The organism is Pseudobdellovibrio sp. HCB154 (assembly GCF_046267985.1).
GTDB lineage: Bacteria > Bdellovibrionota > Bdellovibrionia > Bdellovibrionales > Bdellovibrionaceae > Pseudobdellovibrio.
This window is the reverse complement of record NZ_CP176530.1, coordinates 2479916-2498024: the sequence shown is the minus strand read 5'-3', so window position 1 is coordinate 2498024 and position 18109 is coordinate 2479916. Positions and strand designations below refer to the sequence as shown.

The window sequence follows — 18109 nt, the reverse complement described above, 5'->3', positions numbered from 1 at the left end:
TACGCACAGACAAATAAACAAGGTGGTAATTTATGAAAAAGTTTTTATTAAATGCATTTGTCTTTACGCTGGCGACGTTATTATCCCCGAAAGTTTTTGCCGAAGATGGCTTTTTTCTAGAGCCGATGATCACTTATCAAAACTTCAAAGCGGATATTGAATATCCAAATACATTCTTAAGTGATTCATCAGGAGATGTTAAAGGCACAGGCTTTGGCTTAAGACTTGGTGGGCATGTGATTGACACGGTTTTTCTGGCTGCTGACTTAAGATATTCGCAACCTAAATACCAAGATTCGAATTTTGAAGCTGACGCTAAAGAATCAAATTATGGCGTGGTGCTTGGTTTGCAAATGCCGATTGTAGGTCTTCGTCTATGGGCAGGTTATGTCGTCGATGGCGTGCTAGATCCTAAAGAAGATAACGGTGTTGATTTGAAGTTTAAAGAGGCCAAAGGGCCGCGCTTAGGCGCTGGTTTTCACGTAGCGATGTTTAGTATTAATCTTGAATATCAAAACTTGAAATATGATTCGACGGAATTAGAAAAACTAGGTCCTTTTACGGACGTAAATGCACAAGACAGAATTGAGTTAACTGAATCTGGTTACGTGGCCAGCGTTAGTTTTCCAATAAGTTTTTAACAAGGAGGATTTTATGAACCAATCACAAATCGCAGGTAAATGGAAAGAAATCAAAGGCGAAATCAGAAAAGCCTGGGGTGATCTGACAGATGACGAAGTTGAACAAACTAAAGGTAATATGGAGTCAATTTCTGGCTTAATCCAGCAGAAGTTCGGATTAACCAAAGAACAGGCGAAAGAAAGACTAGAAAGAGTATACTCAAAATTTGAAGATAAAACCGAAGAATACAAAAATAATCTACGCGACGAGAATGAACGCAATCGTGACCGATTGAACTAGTTTAACTCGGTAGATACGGCCGATAGCCAAACTGAGGGGCGGCTATCGGCTTTTATTTTATTTCGCAAGTGCCGGTCATTTTATCCATCATCGGCATCTGTGGATTTAACGCGTAAGCCGAATAGGCACTAGTAGCCACTTTTTCTTGTGAAACAATGATGTGAATATTTTTTTCGCCGAAGCCTTCTTCTAATTGAAAGCGGTAAAGTTCTTTGTCTTGCGGCTCTAAAACAGCATTAAAAATTTCTTTCGGTGGCGAGGCTTGATAGTTGGCCCACGTCGTTTTGCCGATGTGCAGATCTTCAGTTAACTGGGTCTTTGTGCTAAGAATAGTGACATTGAACATTCCGAAGGAACAGTTAAGAAAATTTTCGGCAAAAGCTGCAAATGGAAACAAAGTGATAATAAGAAATGTTTTCATAAGTAAACGTTAGCCACTCTCTAAACCGATGTCTATTTTTTTGCAAAGCAGCTAATACAGATTGTTTTCAATTAGCCTCTCCTATCGCGGGTTTCATGACTTCGCTTTGCCTGTTCAAGTAGGTTATAGCCCTATGGAACAAGGCAAAGTTCTACGTCTGGTCATGTGGATCAACTATTCGATGTTCGCCATTGAATTTTTAAGCGGCTACTTCGCAAAATCCACAGCTCTTATGGCCGACTCTTTAGATTTATTAGGCGATGCCGCTATCTACGGAATTAGTTGGTACGCTCTTCAGCACGGCCCTTTGTGGCAAGCTCGCGCCGGTCTATTCAAAGGACTTGTGATGGCGATGTTTGGCTTTTTTGTGATGGGCCAAGCCGTGTACCGTGGAATAGCGGGTACAGTTCCATTTTCATTAACAGTGACGAGTATTGGGTTATTAGCTTTTTTATCAAACGCTGTGTGTATGGTTTTATTATACAAGTATCGTCATGCTGATTCAAATATGCGATCAGTGTGGTTATGTTCGCGCAATGATATCTTCGCTAACATCGGTGTTATTATTGCTTCAGGCTTGGTTGTTTTAACAGGATCGGGTGCACCTGATGTTATCGTAGGCTTTGCGATTGCGGCGCTATATTTAAAAACAGCCTACGATGTTGTTAGCGAAGCTCAGTTTGAGTTAGAGAAGCATCGTGTTCGTGCTTGGTCGAGCGAAATTTATAAATAGGCCCGGCGGAATTGACGTAGCGAAATCACGCTTAATTCGGAAATTCTTTTTGCGCTGAAATCGCTTGCCCAAATAAGTAGGCTAAGACCAATCCCGTCGGGATAAGTGCTAAATAGCCAATGTTATCGCCAAGAACTGCGTAGATAAATAAGAGCGCTTGCGCGCAGATCCACATGATAAGACCGACAACTACTAAGAAAAGCAGTCCTTTTGCGGTATCAAGAAGTATTGTATCCATAAATCCTCCTGAACTCGTTTTATCGGACTTACATTATAACATAAATTTGCTGATAGGGGTAATTGCAGAGTTAAGTGTTGGATTTACTTCGCATTATCGCGAGGATCCCAGCCGGTCTTAGCGCGCCAAGTGTAAAGCTGTTCAACTTTGAGTCGTGCCCAAGGAGTTTTTCTTAAGAATTTCAAACTGGATTTGATACTTGGATTTTCAGTGAAACTGTTGATCGAGATTTTTTCAGATAATCTTTGCCAGCCGTAGTTTTCAACTAATTCGGTGACCATTGTTTCTAGAGTAATACCTTCCAGAGCGGGTTTTCCGTCTGAAAGGTTTTGTTGAACCTTGTTCATCTAATTACTTAGTGCATTCGATTTCGATTAATTCATCGCGTGTCCAGATGGCCACGATGATCGAACCTTTTTCAGCCATGTTGCCTTCAGAGTATAAACGCTGTTCGCGGTTACCCATGAAAAGTTCCATCGAGAAAAAGCCAGGTTTTTTTTCTGTGATGTAGCTTGAGTTGATACCATCTTCAAAAAGTTTTACGCGTTCGCCAACTTCGACGTTAACTGTTTGTACGCGTTCAACTGTATTTGCGATTTTTTCGTAGCAAATAAGTGAAGTTTTGGCCATTGAAGTTTGTGCTGCTAAAAATAGGGTAGTTGCTAAGATAAGGTTTTTCATACCTTTAAGCGTAACTTAATTTTATGAAAAACCAATCTATTTTGTTTAACACCACGACTCTTAAAGACTTACATTTAACATTTGCGCCACGTAGGTACGTGGATTTACTGGAACATAACTGTTGTTTTTGCGTTTATGAATTTCAAAGTGTAAGTGCGGCGCAGTACCAATACCTGTATTACCAGATAACGCGATTGTTTGGCCTTGTGTTACCGGTCTTCCTGCAGAAGTTTTAAAACCAGATAAGTGAGCGTATAAAGTCTCAATACCTTTTTGCGGGTGGATCACGATCACGTAGTGGCCGTAACCTTTCATTTTACCGGTTTTTCTATTTTTTTCAGTGCGAGTCGCTAAAACTTTACCATCATAAACGCTCACAACTTGTGTGCCGATTTTAGCACGTAAGTCGATGCCTTTATGTAAACGTTTAGTTTTTAAGACCGGGTGTTTACGCATGCCGTATTCACTTGTTACTGTTAAACAACCCACACCGCAATTTTTAAGTGGGCTGATGATACTACCGCCAGTTGATGCGTTAGCTTTAAATGTTTGATAGTTTTGTAAAGCATTTTGTGGGTTGTATGCCTGAAAACCAAGTTCATGAAGTTCTTTAACTTGGCCTGTTTTTAAGTAGTTTAAGAAAGCTTCTTTATTTTTACCGTTACTACTTTCTAATAATTTCGTGTTTTTGATCGCATCGGTTCTAATACAGAAATCTTGTTCATCAGCGGCATCAGATTCGCGAAGGTCTTCATCCATCACGTCGACAATACGGATTCCGCAGACCCAGTTTTCATTCGCGTTGTAAGAAAACGACGAAAGTTTCACGGCTAAGATTGAATTTTCAGGTACAGAGATTTGGCTTGTTACCGACATTTTACCTGTGACGTCCGGGTGAAACACCGAAAGCTTCACATTTCTTGAAGTTTCAAAATAAAAATTTGAATCAGCAGCTGTGGCATAGGCTAAAGCTTCGTCAGCTTCTTCCATTGGGCTTGCGATAACTAGTGGTGTAATCATGGCCATTGCTAGATTGATGATAATTTTTTTATACATGGTAGCTCCTAAAGTTCGTTCGCGTTTTATTAGAGCTACATTCGTTCCAAGTTTTAAACGCAAAGTATTCGAGCTGGCGTGCTTAAGCCATGACTTATTTCATGCATTAGCGTTATTCGTCGCTGTCAGGATTTTGTACAGTCATTTTTTACCCGGTCTTAACGTAGTTGCTCTAATAGGTGTCGAAGGTGGAATGATTCTTTCAAATGAATATTTTAAGACCGCTATTTTATAGAGAAAGTCTCATTATGAAACACTGGATTTACCCATTATTATTCGCGCTTATCATGGCCTTTAAGGCCCAAGCGGTGGTTAGCGTGCAAGTCACAGGATCTAGCTTAAAAGTTCAGGTAAAGCCCTATGCGCCCGTTAAACCCTATGAATCTTGGTACCGCATTCGTCGTGATGCCGAAGGCGATCGTTTTGGCAAACGCGAATTCTGGATGAATGATTCAAAAGAAGAACAGTATTATAGTTTTAAAGAAATTTGCCAGTCGGCTGTTAAGGCACAAGTTCTAGATTTCGAAATCAATTCACAAACTTTAGATTCAAAAGATATGTGGGCAAAGTTTAACTGTCTTCGTTTAGATGCTGATGCAATGACGATTGTGTATCCTGATTTACAAAAATTTTTAGCTCCGCATATGACAGCGTTAAATCAAATCGCTAAAAAGTATAATGACGAAGCTATGAAGTTTAACTTTCAAGATCCGAATTACGAGAAAACTTCGAATGCTTCAAATGCGCTTTATCAATTATTAAATTACATTTTAAATTCTAAAGACTCTAACCCGTGGTTAAAAAATCCTTTATACCGCGAGGCTCTTATTAAAGGTACGGTTAAAGAATTCGAGAAAAAACGTTGGGCCGGAAAAGATCCTGTGATTACAAAGCCACTGGTGTTAGTGACTCATGCGACAACGATCTTCGATGATAAATCAATTAAAACTTTTGCTGATCAAACCATTCGGGAAGCAAAAGCTAAAGGCTTGCCAGTTGTGTACTTAGTCAGTGATGACGGCGTTCATGATCAGACTTGGTATTTAGAAGATAAAAATCCAGACCGCGCTTATTTTTCTAAAAACGGTGAACATTCAGTGATGTATAGTTCAAACACGGTGATTATGATGGGCGGATTTTATAACCAATGCCTTCGCACCAGTCAGTTAGATCTGATCACCAGACACTTTATGATAAGCCAAGAAGCGCTGACGATTCATTTACCGATTCGTGGTATTTACGTGCATGACTCGATTGATTTCACCAAAATCACTAAAGCGCAGTTCTTAGAGCGCGTGAAAGAAGGTTCGATCCTGGGTGGCTACGAAGTCGACGATGACCACGGCGGAATGGTTGAAAGTGATATGAATAAATTAACAGGCGTTCCTGATCTAAAGCAGTATACCGTCAATATTTACGCGGATGATCAGCTTGTAGAAAACGTAGGAACTGGTTCACGTGTTGTAAATCTGAAGTTTTGGAGTCATAATCAATTTATGGCTTTGATTAAATAAGGATTAGTTTTTCTTGAATTTTCGCTTTGTCATTTCATTTTTCATGGCAGCTCTTAGTTTTCAAACTGTAGCTTTCGCGCAGTTAGCACCGGATTTTGGCTCGCCCGGAAAACACAAAGGCCGCATTTCATTTAAATTAGCCGGTGATGCATTTCATGAATCAGATGAAAGTTATGTGTCTGAGCAAAACGAAGTTTTTTTCTACCTGCCACTTTATCAAAATGAAAATTCAACTTATGCAGCTACGGCTAAGTCATATAACTTAAGTTTCAATAATCTAGTTTCAAGTTCTGATTTTGTTCCGGTGAATGATCTGCATAGCGTGCAGTATGGTTTTGCTTGGGCTAAAGAAGATGCAGACAAAAACACTTGGGGTTTGTCAGGTAACTATGGCTCTGCCAGTGATAAACCCTTTGAGAGCGCTGATGTCAGCGCCTTTGATTTAACTTTAACTCGTAAGATTTCAAAAACACCGACAAGTTCGTGGATTTATTTTTTAAATTATTCAAATAACCGTTCATTTTTAAACAATATTCCTCTTCCGGGTTTTGCTTATACTTTTATCGAAGAAGATAAAACATCTGGCGGAGTGATCGGTTTACCGTTTGTAACTTACTGGTTACGCCCCAGCGAAAAGTTATCGATGTCGGTGTTTTATTTAATTCCCGCGAGACTGAACCTTCAGGCGGGGTACATGATTTCAAGGCCTTTTCAATTAAATGCAAAGCTTGAACACGGTCAGCAGACTTTCTTTCGCGCGGGCCGAGTAGATAAAAAAGAACAAATTTATTACGAAACTTCAAAAGCGGCTTTATCAGTTAAAACTTTTTTAGGAAAAGACACTTTCTTTGATTTAGAATACGCCCGTATTTTTAATCGTTCATTGTATGATGGAACAAGTGTCTTTGATGAAACCAGCGAACGCCTACGTATGCCAAATGAATGGCAAGTGACATTATCAGGCCAAGTTGCTTTTTAAGTTTAAGTCGTGTGTAAGCGGGCTGTGAAAACAGGTTTTCCGTCGGCGGCGCGAACACCTTGAAATTGTGTAAGCTTCGTATTTTCAGCAGGTTTTAACATTTGCAGATTCACTTGGTCGCCAGATACAGTTTCAGCCAAAAAGTTCACTTCGTATTTTTGTAAATGCACATCGCCTTTTAAAATATCTAACGGAATCGCATCTAAGATCCATTGCGCGTACTTCGTGTTATTGACGTGATTGTTCATATCTAAATCGCTGTTACGTACCTGAAACTGAGCCACTTCTTGCGCTTCAGCTTGCCATTGAATTTTTTCAGGGGCTTCAGAGCGGTTATGATCTTCTCGGTAGACTGCGCCTAATTTTTTCTGATCAGGAGCGACCATTTTACGTGTGTTCATATCAATCACTGAAAAAGTACTTGTGCATTCTCCGATTTTTTTATCACCGATTGAAATTTCGTAATCACGAAAAAAGAAAACATCCGATACCGGCGGACGAATCCAAGTTTTAATAGTGATAGTTTCATTCCACTTAGGCCAAGCATCCATGGTTAACGATTGACGGGTAAAAACCCAGGCCTGATTTGGATCAAGTTGCACTTTCATTTGGCGTGCGTGCATCCAACCCACATCTTGAATAAAATTTAAAATAGCATAAAGACCTGCGCGACCGCGCAAGTTAACGAAATACGACGCAATTTTATAATCTTCTGACCAAGTGTGGGGCTTATTATCGTTCATGCAGATATCTGATCATATTTTTTATCGCCGGACTAGACAAAACAAAATGCGGCACCTTAGTTATCTCATCATAACTAAGGAATCGCCATGCAACCGTTACTACAGCCCATCAAATTGGGAGCTATTGAATTAAAAAACCGTATTATTATGTCGCCGCTCACAAGATCACGGGCCAGCGGTGCTGATGGGCGTACCCCGAATGATTTAATGACTGAATATTACATTCAGCGTGCCAGTGCCGGTTTAATTATTACTGAAGCGACAGCGATTTCTCCTATGGGTGTGGGGTATGCGAACACTCCCGGGATCTGGTCTGAAGAACAAGTTATCGGTTGGAAAAAAATCACTGACGCTGTTCACGCACATGGAGGAAAAATTGTGATGCAGCTTTGGCATGTGGGCCGTATTTCACATCCGATGTTTTTAAACGGAGAATTGCCGGTAGCTCCAAGTGCGATTGCTCCAGTAGGTAATGTAAGTCTGGTGCGTCCACCGACCGCGTTTGTAACTCCAAGAGCTTTAGAATTATCTGAAATTCCAGGAATCGTAGCTGATTATAAAAAAGCTGCTCAGAATGCAAAACGTGCAGGTTTTGATGGCGTAGAAATTCACGCTGCTAATGGATATCTATTAGATCAATTTTTACAAGACGTTTCAAATCACCGAACAGACCAATACGGTGGCTCGATTGAAAATCGTGCGCGCTTAATGCTTGAAGTAACTGATGCCTGTATTGAAGTGTGGGGTGCTGATCGCGTGGGAATGCACTTAGCTCCGCGCGGAGATTCTCATTCGATGGGTGATTCTAATTTAGAAAAAACTTTTAGTTATGTCGCTGAAGAGTTAGGTAAAAGAAAAATCGCGTTTATTTGTGTGCGCGAGTACGAAGCGCCAAATAGCATTGGCCCGAAATTAAAAAAACTATTTAAAGGCCCGTTTATCGGAAATGAAAAATTCACGTTCGCAACAGCTGATGCTGCTGTAGAGCGTGGTGATTACGATGCGATTGCTTGGGGTAAAGACTATATTGCAAATCCTGATTTGGTTGAGCGTTATAAAGAAGGCTCTTCTTTAAATGCCCTGGTGCCTACAACGATGTACTCACCAGGTGCCGAAGGGTATACGGATTACCCAGCTTTAAGAAAAGAAAGCTAAGATTAATTCATATAAGGCATCATCTCTTCGATCCATGCCTTGTATGGTGTAACAGTTGTGTATACGCCAACGTTGTTGCATAAAGCGCTTCCGCGGCTAGTAACGCCGGCTAACACAAGCTTTCCATCAACTTGAACGTAAGCTGGGCCGCCAGAATCGCCGCTGCAAGTGCCGTGGCCTTTAGATTCATCGAGGCGAAATTCAGTTTGTTGTAATGAAGAAATTAAAACGTGAGTTTGTCTTAAAACACCGTCGCCAGTCATATCAACGCTTTCGCAGTCAGTGTTGTTGATGTCGTAGCAAATGATTTCGCCCGCATCGATAGCATCTTGAAGGTCTTTTATTTTTTTAGGATTAACTGGAGATAGGTACACATCAGATACGCCGTAACCAGCCACTGTAATATCTACACCCTTTTGAAGAACAGAGTCGTTGCCTAAAATTTCAACTGGTGCGTAACCTTCAGGTAAATCACCTTCAAATTTAATGATCGCGATATCACCTAAATCAAATTCTTTGTTTTCATTTTCTTCTGGTTTGTAGGCTGGATTAACCAAAGCATCAGTTACATTTCTTTGGTGAAAATTCACTAAAAGCTGATTTTTTGAGCCGATGATTTTATCTAAGTTATTGTGAAAGATGATCTTCATCTTAGAAGCGTGCGGGTTAATACAATGAGCAGCCGTTAAAACGTGGTTAGGCGAAATTAAAGAGCCTGTGCAGATGTAGTTTTCTTCAGTATCAAAGATACCCACGATGCCGTAGCTGATAGGGGCTTTGTCGGCTACAAGGTCGCCGCCGATGACGCCATTTAGACCATTTTTGGTTTGGTTTTGCTGTTGGATTTGTTTTGAAGAGTTGTTTTGGCAAGCTGCTAAAAACAAGAATGAAATGGCAATTAATAAAATTCTCAAAGTAAACCCTCTTTTTAAAAGAAAAAATTCTTATAAAGACGAACTTACCAAGTAGCAACATTTTTTTAACAGGATTTTATGTTTTTTTAACTAAGAAGCCACACTCAGTTTAAACTTTGGATTAAGTTGTCCCAGATATTTCACTAAGCGATCAACAGTTAGCTTTTCAATTCGATAGCGAACGATCTCGCTAATTCGCGATTCGTTGACATCTAGTTGTGCGGCCACTGCTCTTTGAGAGATATTGTGAGCCAAACAGTATTTTACAAACTCTTCGCACAATGCATATTTGGTTTTATCAAGAACGTCAGCGTTTGGGGGAAGTCCTGCAGAGCCTTTGGCTTTGGCTAATTTCTTTGTTGCTATTTTTAACTCAGACTCGCTTGGCCAGTTATTTTTTTGTTTTGCCATTTTTTCTCCTAAACGCATTAAGAATACCAATATAAGAATGGTCGGGTGGTATCAGCCATATTAAGCGATACCATTTATCATTGAGAGGCCAAGGATCATTTACAAAATACTTAAATCCTGACGTACTCACGGTTTCTGGTAAAAATGATCTGCCATACAAAGCTTGTATTAATCCAAGAATAATTTTGTCATTCATGGTCGCCTTATGCTTTTTTTCGTAATGCGTATCGATCACCACACGAGTAAACAGGATGCCATTAACCATAATGCTGGCTTTGTGCTCACGCCGGTTCTCAGATTCGATTTTATCAGAACTTGCAGAATTATGCAAGTTTTTGCTGTTAGCCACTTAGCCTCCATTAAATAGGTGAACGAATTAGCTTGTTTTATGCCGTATTTAATAGCGCTGTGAGCTAAGGCTTTATCCGACCTCGTCAGAAAGATCCGAAATCTGATACACTTCAAAAGGTAAGTGATGATTAAGAGGTTTAGATGAAACTAGTTAGCTGGAATGTGAACGGTATCCGCGCCTGTGCAAAGGGTGGCTTTCTAAAATGGTTTGAAAAAGAAAACGCCGACATCGTCTGTGTGCAAGAGATTAAGGCTTTACCTGAGCAGTTAGAAGATAATCTAAAAAATCCTTTAAAGTATCACGCGATCTGGAATCCAGCTGAAAAGCCTGGCTACAGCGGCACCGCGATCTTTTCTAAAAAAGAACCGCTTGAAGTAAAGCTTGGTTTAGGTGATGCAGAGTTTGATAACGAAGGACGGGTGATGATTGTGAAATACCCGAAGTTTACTTTAATTAACTCGTACTTTCCAAATTCACAGCGCGAACACACGCGCCTTCCGTACAAGTTAGCTTTTTGCAAAGAGTTTTTAAAAACGGCTGAAGCTTTACGTAAAAAAGGCGAAAATGTGATCATGTGCGCCGACTGGAATATCGCGCACCAAGAGATTGATCTTAAAAATCCAAAGACTAATAAAAACAACGCAGGCTTTCTACCTGAAGAGCGCGCCTGGATGGATCAATTCATTAAGCAAGGTTACGTCGATGCTTTTAGGCAATTTGAACAAGGTGGCGATCATTATACGTGGTGGAGCTACCGCCCAGGGGTGCGCGAAAAGAACGTGGGTTGGCGCTTAGATTATTTTATGGCCAATGAAGAATTTAAAGATCGTTTAAAAAATTCGTATCACCGTAATGAAGTTTACGGGTCTGATCACTGTCCAGTGGTGTTGGAGCTTAAAAAGTGAAAATTAAAAAACGTTATTTATTTTTACTGGCTTTACTTAGTTTAGGGTATACGGGATGGAACTACATTACTACTCCCACTGGCGATCAAGTGGTAAATTACACGCCTGCTAAGCAAGAATGTTTTGCAGCGGGTAGCGAGCGACCATGGAAGTATTGTATCTACACCGCCGCTCAAGGTGTTAACGGCGATATCGCGTATCAGCTGCACGGAAGAAATTTAAGCGAACAAATATGGAATGATGACACGTTTTATTCAGCCATGATGCAAAAGTATTTCGCTGATCAAAACATCAAGCCACCGACTGTAGTTACAGTATCATTTGGCCCAGTTTGGCTTTTAGCTCCAAAAAATCAAAGAGAAAAAAGTGGTTTGCTGGATTTAATGATTAACGAAGTGATTTCAACCGTCGAACAAAAAACGGGTGCGCCAAAGCGCCGTTTAATTTTCGGTGAATCAATGGGTGGAACTAATTCTTTAGTGTTAGCTCTGAACACAAAAAACTTATTTGCGAAGGCCGGCATTCTTTGCCCGGGCATTTATAAGATTTCACCGTTTGCTCCTATTTCTGAAGTGCAAGATTTTCTGAAGCGAACTGGAGCTGACCCGAAGATTATTTACGGCATCAGAGCCTTAGGATTAATGCATGTATCGACAATGGATGAATGGAAAGCGATTTCACCGGTCGAGTTAGTTGAAACAGTTGATCCAAGCCAAATGCCAGAGTTTTATTTATCGGCAGGTCTCTACGATAAATACGGAAACTACGAAGGCGCAGAGTATTTTCAAAAGCGTGCCCGTGAGCGCGGATTAAAAGTACAGTGGCGCCCTATTTACGGTGGCCATTGCACGGTGGATGTCGCATCGGTTTCGGAATTTTTAGTAAATTAAAGATTTACCAAGTCCAGCGTAAGCCAAAACCTGAACTCCAGACTTCTTTTTTATTGGTGTATTCAGGGTTATTATAAAGGGCGATCGCTGTTTGATCTAATAAGGCCCAGTTCGCAAAGACCGACCAGTTCTGGTAAGTCCAAGAATGAGTGAATAACAGCGAAGCTCTATAGCGGGTCATCGGGTAATAATTTTTTTCTGGATAATGTCCGGGTGATTCTACAAATCCTGCGGGGCCATTCCAGTGCGAAATAATAAATCCGACACCTAAGATGTTTGTCTGAATTTTTTTAATTTGATAAGCAAAAGGCGAATAGCTGTACTGCAAATTAAATTGTTCAACATCAGGCCCATAGATGCCTTCTGTTTTTCCGTAGGTGAGTTCTGTTAAGTGTCTTAGGTTTTCAGACACATAAGCTGATCCTATGTACTGTTCACCCATATAAGCGCCAGTACCTGTCGTCAAAGACCAAGTGGCAAAACTGGGATAACTAAAAAGCAACAGACTCAGAAATATCCACAACATTTTTTTCACAAGAGGCTCCATGACAAAGGTGAGTTGTCATACTGTTTTTATTTAACTCAACTAAGGCGTAAGAAACTTCTTCGGTGCGGTGAACTTCTTGTATGTGCGCTGTTCCGAAGGTTGTTTGAGAAAACTTATGTAAGTGTCCGTGAAAAACCGCTTTTAACTTCGGAAGAAGTAAAATTCTTTCGATCTGCTTAATGTTGGCTGTGTTGAAGTTATGTTTGTTAAAGGGATCTGCGTGCTGAAATAAAATAACTGGTTCGGTACTATTAGCGATTTCTTTTTCTAACCAATTGAATTGAATGCCTTCATTTTGAAATTCTAAGGTGTTGTTATTAAATAGAATGAATCTGTAGCCTTGAACGACAAAGGATTGGTTATATTCTCCGAAAATTTTTTTAAAGATATATTTACCATTACCGACGGCATCGTGATTACCAATTACAGTTAACCAAGGGTGGCGTAACTGACCCAACATACTTAAAACACCTTCGTATTCAACCGCAAGCCCTAATTCAGTCATATCTCCAAGGTGAATTGTAAAATCAATCGGTTGCTTATTTAAAAGATGAACGGCTTGTTCTAAATCGCGGTAATTACTATGACTATCCGCAAGCAGGGCGATGCGCAGCGGTTTCTCATCATAAGACATGTGGCTTAGGCGCTCTTGCAAGAGTGCAATAGTTGAACCGTTAGAGTTTGATAGGTTTGTTTCTACCTTATCAGAGAAGGGTGAGGCTCGCATCGGTGTACAGGCTGTGGTGAATGTTAATAAACCTAAAATAACTAAGATTGATAAAAGATAAGACTCTCTTTTTGTGACATCTTGAAACATTGTTAGCCTCCTAACAATAGTTATATCATTTTGTTAGGAGGCTAACAATAAGGTACATGACAAATATTTTAAATCGGTTATAATTGAACTGGAGGCTGTTTTTTATGGCAAAAAAGACAATTCAACAAAATACGATTTGCTCAAATGCGGACTTGCTTCGGGGTGAGCTTTTTAAAAATGTTTGTAAGAAGAATCATTTTATCGACGAAACTCGTATCGAAATGCTGGTAAGTCTTATGGCCTTAACTAAAGAGCTCGAAGCCGGAAAAGCCGAGAACTTAAAAAGATATAAAATGTCTGAAGGGCGCTTTTTTGTACTGATGGCTTTATGGCAAGCTGATCGACCACTAAAGGCCACTGAAATTGCCGAAGGTTTAGGGGTAAGCCGCGCGACCATGACGGGTTTACTGGATTCGTTAGTTGAAGATGAGCTGGTGATTAAAACTGATTCTGAAGTTGATCGCCGTATTCACTCATTGGTGCTAGCGAAAAAAGGTGTAGCGTTAATGAAAGTTATCTTACCAGATCATTTTCAGCGCATAAAAAAATTCACCGAAATTTTAACGAAAGAAGAGTCACGCACTTTAGTAGCCATCATTTGCAAGTTGCTTAAAGGAATTAAGAGTTTTAACGAAGACTAATTTTGCGCTTCAATTAAAACGTTCTGAATTTTTTCATTCATTGTTTTAAGCTTATAAGGTTTGTAAACCAAGCCTTGCGCTCCCAGATGCAGAGCTTTTTCTTCAGTGAAGTGAAATTGGCCAGTGATAAAAACAAAAGGAATTTTTAAATTTTTCTCAAGCACGGCTTCAAGTAAAGCTGCTCCATCCATAATGGGCATTTGTAAATCAGAAAGAATAAGATCTACCTGTTCGCTCTGGATAATCTTAAGAGCTTCTTGTCCGTTCAAGGCACCATAGATCATGGCTCCTAAACTTTTATAGTAGTCACATAAGGTCTCAAGTAAATCACTGTCATCATCAACGACAAGAATACTTACTTTGGACCAATCAAAAGGAACACTTTCCACCTGGTCAAGCTATCACCATATCGGCAGAGTGGCATTGGCTTTCTCGAATTTGATAGGCCTTAGGCCAGCCTGCTATCAAAAAATTGTCAAAACAGCCGTTAATTGGATTCAGAGGCGAATTGATGTATCATAAGGTTATGTCAGGTCTTTTTGAAAAGATTCACCATGATCAATCGGTGTTGAAGTTAAAAATTTTCTCGATTTGTGGCTTTATCAGCACATTTACTTTTTTTTACTTCATGGTGAATATCGACCCTTCACATAAGGATTGGTTTTTAGGAAGAGTGATCATCGCGATTATTTCGCTCATAGCCTTCGTGGCCTCGTTGATACCTTCGACCTCTTTTACCAGAAGAAGATATTGTGTGAACATGCTGATGTGGAGCTACATTATCATGTACTTCTATTTGCTGACACTTAACGATTGGTCGGTCTTTCACCGCTGGTCGTACTTTGTGGTGATTGCGATTATGGCGACAGTTGGTCTTACCTGGCGGGATTATCTTTATACAGCTATTCTTGCTCTGTTAATGCCGGTGGTTTTGGGGCCGTTTGGTCCGCTGACAGCTTTAGCGCAGGTGCATTTTCATGCGGCTAATATTGTGACTTTTATTGTGATCGGTATAACGATTAAGTCAAATTTTGAATATCGCGATCAGGTGATTAAATTAACCGATAACTTAGTTCAAAATTCAAAAATGACAGCCCTAGGGCAAATGTCATCAGGTGTTTCGCATGAAATTAATAATCCTTTAGCCATTATCACAAACAGCGCTGATCAGATCGAAGAATCTTTAGAAGACGGGTCGAAAAATAAAGCGACGGTTCAATCATCTTTAGATAAAATTAATAAAGCGGTTAATCGCATTGCCCGCATTGTTCAAGGCTTACATAGTTTTTCACAAGGCGATAGCTCAGAAACTTTTTCTAGAGTAGATACCCGCGAAATCATAAGCAATGCTTGTGAACTTTATTTTGAAAAATTTCGCACAAGTGGTATTGAGCTTAAAACCACGCTGCCTGAACAGCCGGTGATGGCTTTTTGTCAGAAAAATCAACTGACCCAAGTTTTATCAAATTTACTTTTAAATGCCCATGATGCCTGTGTGAAACTTTCACATCCACAGATTAAAGTGATTCTGACAACTGATAATGGTGATATTAAAATATCTGTTATAGATAACGGGCCTGGTGTTTCTAAAGCGATTGAAAATCAAATTATGCAGCCCTTTTTTACCACCAAAGACATCGGGCAGGGCACAGGTTTAGGGCTTAGTATTGCGTTAGGCATCGCCCGTGCGAACAATGGCGAACTTTACTTAGACCGCACAGTTTCACCGTCGTGTTTTACTTTAAAGTTACCGTTAGCTTAAGCTGGTTTAGATAAATACGTTTTTACAGCGTTCAAAAACTTTTCGATATCGATTGGTTTTTCTAACTGAGAAGCTACTTTCATATCGGCGGCCATTTCGGCGGGAACATTGGCTGCTGTTAAGAGAATAATCGGAATTGCACTGATCAGCTGATCTTTGATGGCGTGCTCGCAGAAAGTTTTACCATCCATAACGGGCATCATATAATCTAGTACGATGACTTTTGGTGTATGGCCTGATTTTAAAATCTCAAGCCCTGTTTTTCCGTTTTCGGCTTGTTTGACCGTGTAGCCTTCGCTTTCTAAAAGTTCGGCGATACATTCTCTAAGATCGGGTTCGTCATCAATTAACAAGACATCAGATGTTGGCATAATTATCCTTGCGCCTTAATGGGTAGTTCGACGCTAAAAGTAGAACCTTTGTTTAAAGTACTTTTCACCCACACCTTGCCGTTAAAAGCGGTCACGATTTCTTTAACGATCCAAAGGCCTAAGCCTAAACCGCTGTAACTTGTTTCGCTGACAGCGCGTTCAAAGCGTTCAAAGATTTTCTTTTGTTTGTCTTCAGAAATACCGATGCCTTGATCGCGCACTTCTAAAATAGCATTTTGCCCTGAGCGGCGCAGGTGCACTTCGATGGGTTTTCCGTTACCGTATTTAAGGGCGTTAGAAATTAAATTTGTGACCACTTGTTCTAGTCTAAATTCATCCCATAGGCCTGTGATGTTGGGCTCGATATTTTTAAGCAGCGAAGAACCTGCCTTGGCAATATCGTCTTCGTATTTTTTAGTGATGTTTTGCAGAAGGCTTGAAAAATTCACATCGGGTTTTAATTCCAGACGCATTTTTCCAGCACCGATGCTGGTGACATCAAGTAAGTTTTTAATTAAAGCTTCTAGGCGATCACCTTGAAGTTTTGCTTTTTCAACTCTGCTTGCGAGTTTTTCTTTGTCGATGGTGCCTTCTAGACCTTTAACAATACTGTATAAAGCTAATTGTAAAGTCGTGAGCGGCGTTTTTAATTCATGTGTCGCTACCGCGATAAATTCATCGCGGGCGTTAAGCGCAGCTTTAAGATTATTTTCTAATAATTTTCTTTCGGTGATGTTTTGCAGAGTTCCCGCTAAACGGATAGGGTGACCTTGCGGATCTTTTTCAAGAACGGCTCCGCGGGCGACATACCAGCGTGGGCCTTGGGCGTTCAATCGACCTTCAAGGTCTACTTCGTAAGAGCCGCCTGTAGCCATCGCGTGTTCAACCGCAGCTTTAAGTCTGTTCCAAGATTCTTCGGTATAAAGCTTTGATTGTTCGACAAAAGGAAGTGGTGCCGACTTCGGGTCTAAATTTAAAATATTATAAATTTCTTGCGACCAATGAACGGTGTCGGTTTTAGCTTCCCACTTCCAGCTACCAAGCTGGGCCACGTGCTGGGCGTAAATTAAATCAGCTTCGCTTTCTTTTAAGCGGTCATCGATTCGTTTTCTTTCGGTGATGTCTTCAGCAATTCCTAAAATTTTTATAACAACGCCGTTTTCATCTTTGATGGGTTTTACTCTGATTTGCCCGACTTTAACTCCGGATGGCAGTGGGGCTACTTCTAAATAATCAACCACATGGCCTGTTGAAACGGCTTCGGCATATTTAGCGCGCACAAGTGGAATCGAAGTTGGTGGTAAAACTTCTTCAATGGTTTTTTCTAATACCGCTGCGCGAGTAAGACCTGTGACCGCGATAAAGGCATCGTTAATTGATTTAAAACGGTAAGTTTTTCCTTCGTCTTCGATGGCGATTAACCACATGGCATCGATTGAACTTTCATAGATTAATGAAAGTCTTTCTTTAGCTTGTTCGGCCGCTTTTCTATTTTCGAAATATTTTAAAATAATCGCAACTAAGTTAGCGGCTTGTTCGATAGTTTTAATATCACGCTCAAGCGGAGCCCGCGGTTCGACATAATAAATAGCGAAAGTACCTAATACTTCTCCGTTTTGCGCCTTAATAGGTTGCGACCAGCAGGCAGCTAAGTTAGCCGCTTTGGCCATATCACGGTAGGGCACCCACAGCGGATCATTTTGAATATCGACAACAACGACACGTTTTCCGGTGTAGGCGGCGGTTCCGCAAGAGCCAGCGCTTTCGCCGATATCTAAATGCGGTAAGGCCTGGTTATAAAAATCGGGAAGGTGAGGCGCATAAACTTTTTCAAAACGTTTTTTATTTTTATCTAAGAATAAAATACTGCAAATCGTACTGGGATTTTGCTCTTCAAAAAATTCGATCAGCGTTTTAAAAATCGTATCCAAAGGTTCATCATTTGAAAGTAATTTCAAAATAAGATTAACGAAATGATCCTGTTGGGTATCTACGGTTTTTTCCACCGATCAACGATAGCATTAATGCGTTTAAATTGTCTTTTGTTTAGCATTTGCG

General features: G+C 40.3%; 25 protein-coding genes. 11 read left to right on the top strand and 14 right to left on the bottom strand.

The features are described from left to right. Nucleotides 1–32: 32 nt before the first annotated feature. Together ACKWCF_RS12020 and ACKWCF_RS12015 are read left to right on the top strand one after the other, a co-directional pair. Entirely contained in the window at nucleotides 33–641 is a 609-nt protein-coding gene (locus tag ACKWCF_RS12020) for a hypothetical protein (RefSeq protein ID WP_409477837.1), read from the top strand. Nucleotides 642–654: 13 nt separating this feature from the next. Further along, a complete protein-coding gene (locus ACKWCF_RS12015; RefSeq protein ID WP_409477836.1) occupies nucleotides 655–921 on the top strand; it encodes a CsbD family protein in 267 nt (88 codons plus the stop codon). A 52-nt stretch (nucleotides 922–973) separates the two neighbouring features. Here ACKWCF_RS12015 and ACKWCF_RS12010 read toward each other — a convergent pair whose 3' ends face one another. Continuing rightward, nucleotides 974–1342 carry a hypothetical protein gene (locus ACKWCF_RS12010; protein ID WP_409477835.1) on the bottom strand — a complete coding sequence of 123 codons (369 nt, stop codon included), beginning with the start codon at nucleotides 1340–1342 and terminating at the stop codon, nucleotides 974–976. Between the two features lie 133 nt (nucleotides 1343–1475). On the opposite strand from ACKWCF_RS12010, the gene ACKWCF_RS12005 reads away from it, so the two are divergent. Next, a complete protein-coding gene (locus ACKWCF_RS12005; protein ID WP_409477834.1) occupies nucleotides 1476–2075 on the top strand; it encodes a cation transporter in 600 nt (199 codons plus the stop codon). Between the two features lie 31 nt (nucleotides 2076–2106). Here the strand turns inward: ACKWCF_RS12005 and ACKWCF_RS12000 are convergent, their stop codons facing one another. The 4 genes from ACKWCF_RS12000 to ACKWCF_RS11985 all read right to left on the bottom strand — a co-directional run bounded on the left by ACKWCF_RS12000 (nucleotide 2107) and on the right by ACKWCF_RS11985 (nucleotide 4050). Continuing rightward, nucleotides 2107–2313, bottom strand: a complete 207-nt coding sequence (locus ACKWCF_RS12000) for a hypothetical protein (RefSeq protein WP_409477833.1) — start codon at nucleotides 2311–2313, stop codon at nucleotides 2107–2109. 83 nt (nucleotides 2314–2396) lie between these two features. Further along, entirely contained in the window at nucleotides 2397–2660 is a 264-nt protein-coding gene (locus ACKWCF_RS11995; protein WP_409477832.1) for a VF530 family DNA-binding protein, read from the bottom strand. 4 nt (nucleotides 2661–2664) lie between these two features. After that, complete coding sequence (locus ACKWCF_RS11990) at nucleotides 2665–2994, bottom strand: hypothetical protein (protein WP_409477831.1); 330 nt, start codon at nucleotides 2992–2994, stop codon at nucleotides 2665–2667. A 60-nt stretch (nucleotides 2995–3054) separates the two neighbouring features. Further along, nucleotides 3055–4050, bottom strand: coding sequence for a M23 family metallopeptidase (locus ACKWCF_RS11985; RefSeq protein ID WP_409477830.1), 996 nt, complete (start codon nucleotides 4048–4050; stop codon nucleotides 3055–3057). Here ACKWCF_RS11985 and ACKWCF_RS11980 point away from each other — a divergent pair. From ACKWCF_RS11980 to ACKWCF_RS11970, 3 genes are read left to right on the top strand one after another with little or no spacing between them, the layout of a single operon-like run. Continuing rightward, the gene (locus ACKWCF_RS11980) at nucleotides 4049–4285 is read left to right on the top strand and encodes a hypothetical protein (RefSeq protein ID WP_409477829.1); all 237 of its coding nucleotides are present in this window, start codon (nucleotides 4049–4051) and stop codon (nucleotides 4283–4285) included. The genes ACKWCF_RS11985 and ACKWCF_RS11980 overlap by 2 nt on opposite strands. Before the next feature lie 13 nt (nucleotides 4286–4298). Continuing rightward, nucleotides 4299–5564 (top strand): hypothetical protein, encoded by a 1266-nt coding sequence (locus ACKWCF_RS11975; protein ID WP_409477828.1) that lies wholly within the window; start codon nucleotides 4299–4301, stop codon nucleotides 5562–5564. Between the two features lie 43 nt (nucleotides 5565–5607). Further along, nucleotides 5608–6543 carry a hypothetical protein gene (locus tag ACKWCF_RS11970; protein WP_409477827.1) on the top strand — a complete coding sequence of 312 codons (936 nt, stop codon included), beginning with the start codon at nucleotides 5608–5610 and terminating at the stop codon, nucleotides 6541–6543. 2 nt (nucleotides 6544–6545) lie between these two features. On the opposite strand, the gene ACKWCF_RS11965 is transcribed toward ACKWCF_RS11970, so the two are convergent. Further along, nucleotides 6546–7286: an acyl-[acyl-carrier-protein] thioesterase gene (locus ACKWCF_RS11965; protein WP_409477826.1), complete on the bottom strand. Its 741-nt coding sequence runs from the start codon at nucleotides 7284–7286 to the stop codon at nucleotides 6546–6548. Nucleotides 7287–7373: 87 nt separating this feature from the next. Between ACKWCF_RS11965 and ACKWCF_RS11960 the strand changes: the two genes are divergently transcribed. Beyond that, the gene (locus tag ACKWCF_RS11960) at nucleotides 7374–8441 is read left to right on the top strand and encodes an alkene reductase (protein ID WP_409477825.1); all 1068 of its coding nucleotides are present in this window, start codon (nucleotides 7374–7376) and stop codon (nucleotides 8439–8441) included. 2 nt (nucleotides 8442–8443) lie between these two features. Here ACKWCF_RS11960 and ACKWCF_RS11955 read toward each other — a convergent pair whose 3' ends face one another. The 3 genes from ACKWCF_RS11955 to ACKWCF_RS11945 all read right to left on the bottom strand — a co-directional run bounded on the left by ACKWCF_RS11955 (nucleotide 8444) and on the right by ACKWCF_RS11945 (nucleotide 10115). After that, on the bottom strand, nucleotides 8444–9355 hold the full coding sequence (locus ACKWCF_RS11955; protein WP_409477824.1) for a S1 family peptidase: 912 nt from the start codon (nucleotides 9353–9355) through the stop codon (nucleotides 8444–8446). A 90-nt stretch (nucleotides 9356–9445) separates the two neighbouring features. Beyond that, entirely contained in the window at nucleotides 9446–9766 is a 321-nt protein-coding gene (locus ACKWCF_RS11950) for an XRE family transcriptional regulator (protein ID WP_409477823.1), read from the bottom strand. Further along, the gene (locus ACKWCF_RS11945; RefSeq protein WP_409477822.1) at nucleotides 9747–10115 is read right to left on the bottom strand and encodes a hypothetical protein; all 369 of its coding nucleotides are present in this window, start codon (nucleotides 10113–10115) and stop codon (nucleotides 9747–9749) included. Before ACKWCF_RS11945 ends, ACKWCF_RS11950 begins: the two co-directional genes overlap by 20 nt. 143 nt (nucleotides 10116–10258) lie before the next feature. Between ACKWCF_RS11945 and ACKWCF_RS11940 the strand changes: the two genes are divergently transcribed. Both ACKWCF_RS11940 and ACKWCF_RS11935 read left to right on the top strand, forming a co-directional pair. Next, nucleotides 10259–11023 carry an exodeoxyribonuclease III gene (locus ACKWCF_RS11940; protein WP_409477821.1) on the top strand — a complete coding sequence of 255 codons (765 nt, stop codon included), beginning with the start codon at nucleotides 10259–10261 and terminating at the stop codon, nucleotides 11021–11023. Further along, nucleotides 11020–11913: an alpha/beta hydrolase-fold protein gene (locus ACKWCF_RS11935; protein ID WP_409477820.1), complete on the top strand. Its 894-nt coding sequence runs from the start codon at nucleotides 11020–11022 to the stop codon at nucleotides 11911–11913. The genes ACKWCF_RS11940 and ACKWCF_RS11935 overlap by 4 nt, the downstream gene beginning before the upstream one ends. 4 nt (nucleotides 11914–11917) lie before the next feature. On the opposite strand, the gene ACKWCF_RS11930 is transcribed toward ACKWCF_RS11935, so the two are convergent. Both ACKWCF_RS11930 and ACKWCF_RS11925 read right to left on the bottom strand, forming a co-directional pair. Next, the gene (locus ACKWCF_RS11930) at nucleotides 11918–12379 is read right to left on the bottom strand and encodes a hypothetical protein (RefSeq protein ID WP_409477819.1); all 462 of its coding nucleotides are present in this window, start codon (nucleotides 12377–12379) and stop codon (nucleotides 11918–11920) included. 25 nt (nucleotides 12380–12404) lie between these two features. Then, nucleotides 12405–13277, bottom strand: a complete 873-nt coding sequence (locus tag ACKWCF_RS11925; RefSeq protein WP_409477818.1) for a metallophosphoesterase family protein — start codon at nucleotides 13275–13277, stop codon at nucleotides 12405–12407. Nucleotides 13278–13381: 104 nt separating this feature from the next. On the opposite strand from ACKWCF_RS11925, the gene ACKWCF_RS11920 reads away from it, so the two are divergent. Continuing rightward, the gene (locus tag ACKWCF_RS11920; RefSeq protein WP_409477817.1) at nucleotides 13382–13918 is read left to right on the top strand and encodes a MarR family winged helix-turn-helix transcriptional regulator; all 537 of its coding nucleotides are present in this window, start codon (nucleotides 13382–13384) and stop codon (nucleotides 13916–13918) included. Here the strand turns inward: ACKWCF_RS11920 and ACKWCF_RS11915 are convergent. Next, nucleotides 13915–14307 (bottom strand): response regulator, encoded by a 393-nt coding sequence (locus ACKWCF_RS11915; protein ID WP_409477816.1) that lies wholly within the window; start codon nucleotides 14305–14307, stop codon nucleotides 13915–13917. The genes ACKWCF_RS11920 and ACKWCF_RS11915 overlap by 4 nt on opposite strands. Before the next feature lie 122 nt (nucleotides 14308–14429). On the opposite strand from ACKWCF_RS11915, the gene ACKWCF_RS11910 reads away from it, so the two are divergent. Continuing rightward, a complete protein-coding gene (locus ACKWCF_RS11910; RefSeq protein WP_409477815.1) occupies nucleotides 14430–15680 on the top strand; it encodes a sensor histidine kinase in 1251 nt (416 codons plus the stop codon). On the opposite strand, the gene ACKWCF_RS11905 is transcribed toward ACKWCF_RS11910, so the two are convergent. Next, complete coding sequence (locus ACKWCF_RS11905; protein ID WP_409477814.1) at nucleotides 15677–16051, bottom strand: response regulator; 375 nt, start codon at nucleotides 16049–16051, stop codon at nucleotides 15677–15679. The two genes, ACKWCF_RS11910 and ACKWCF_RS11905, sit on opposite strands and share 4 nt — an antisense overlap. A gap of 2 nt (nucleotides 16052–16053) precedes the next feature. After that, the gene (locus ACKWCF_RS11900) at nucleotides 16054–18057 is read right to left on the bottom strand and encodes an ATP-binding protein (RefSeq protein WP_409477813.1); all 2004 of its coding nucleotides are present in this window, start codon (nucleotides 18055–18057) and stop codon (nucleotides 16054–16056) included. Nucleotides 18058–18109 lie beyond the last annotated feature (52 nt).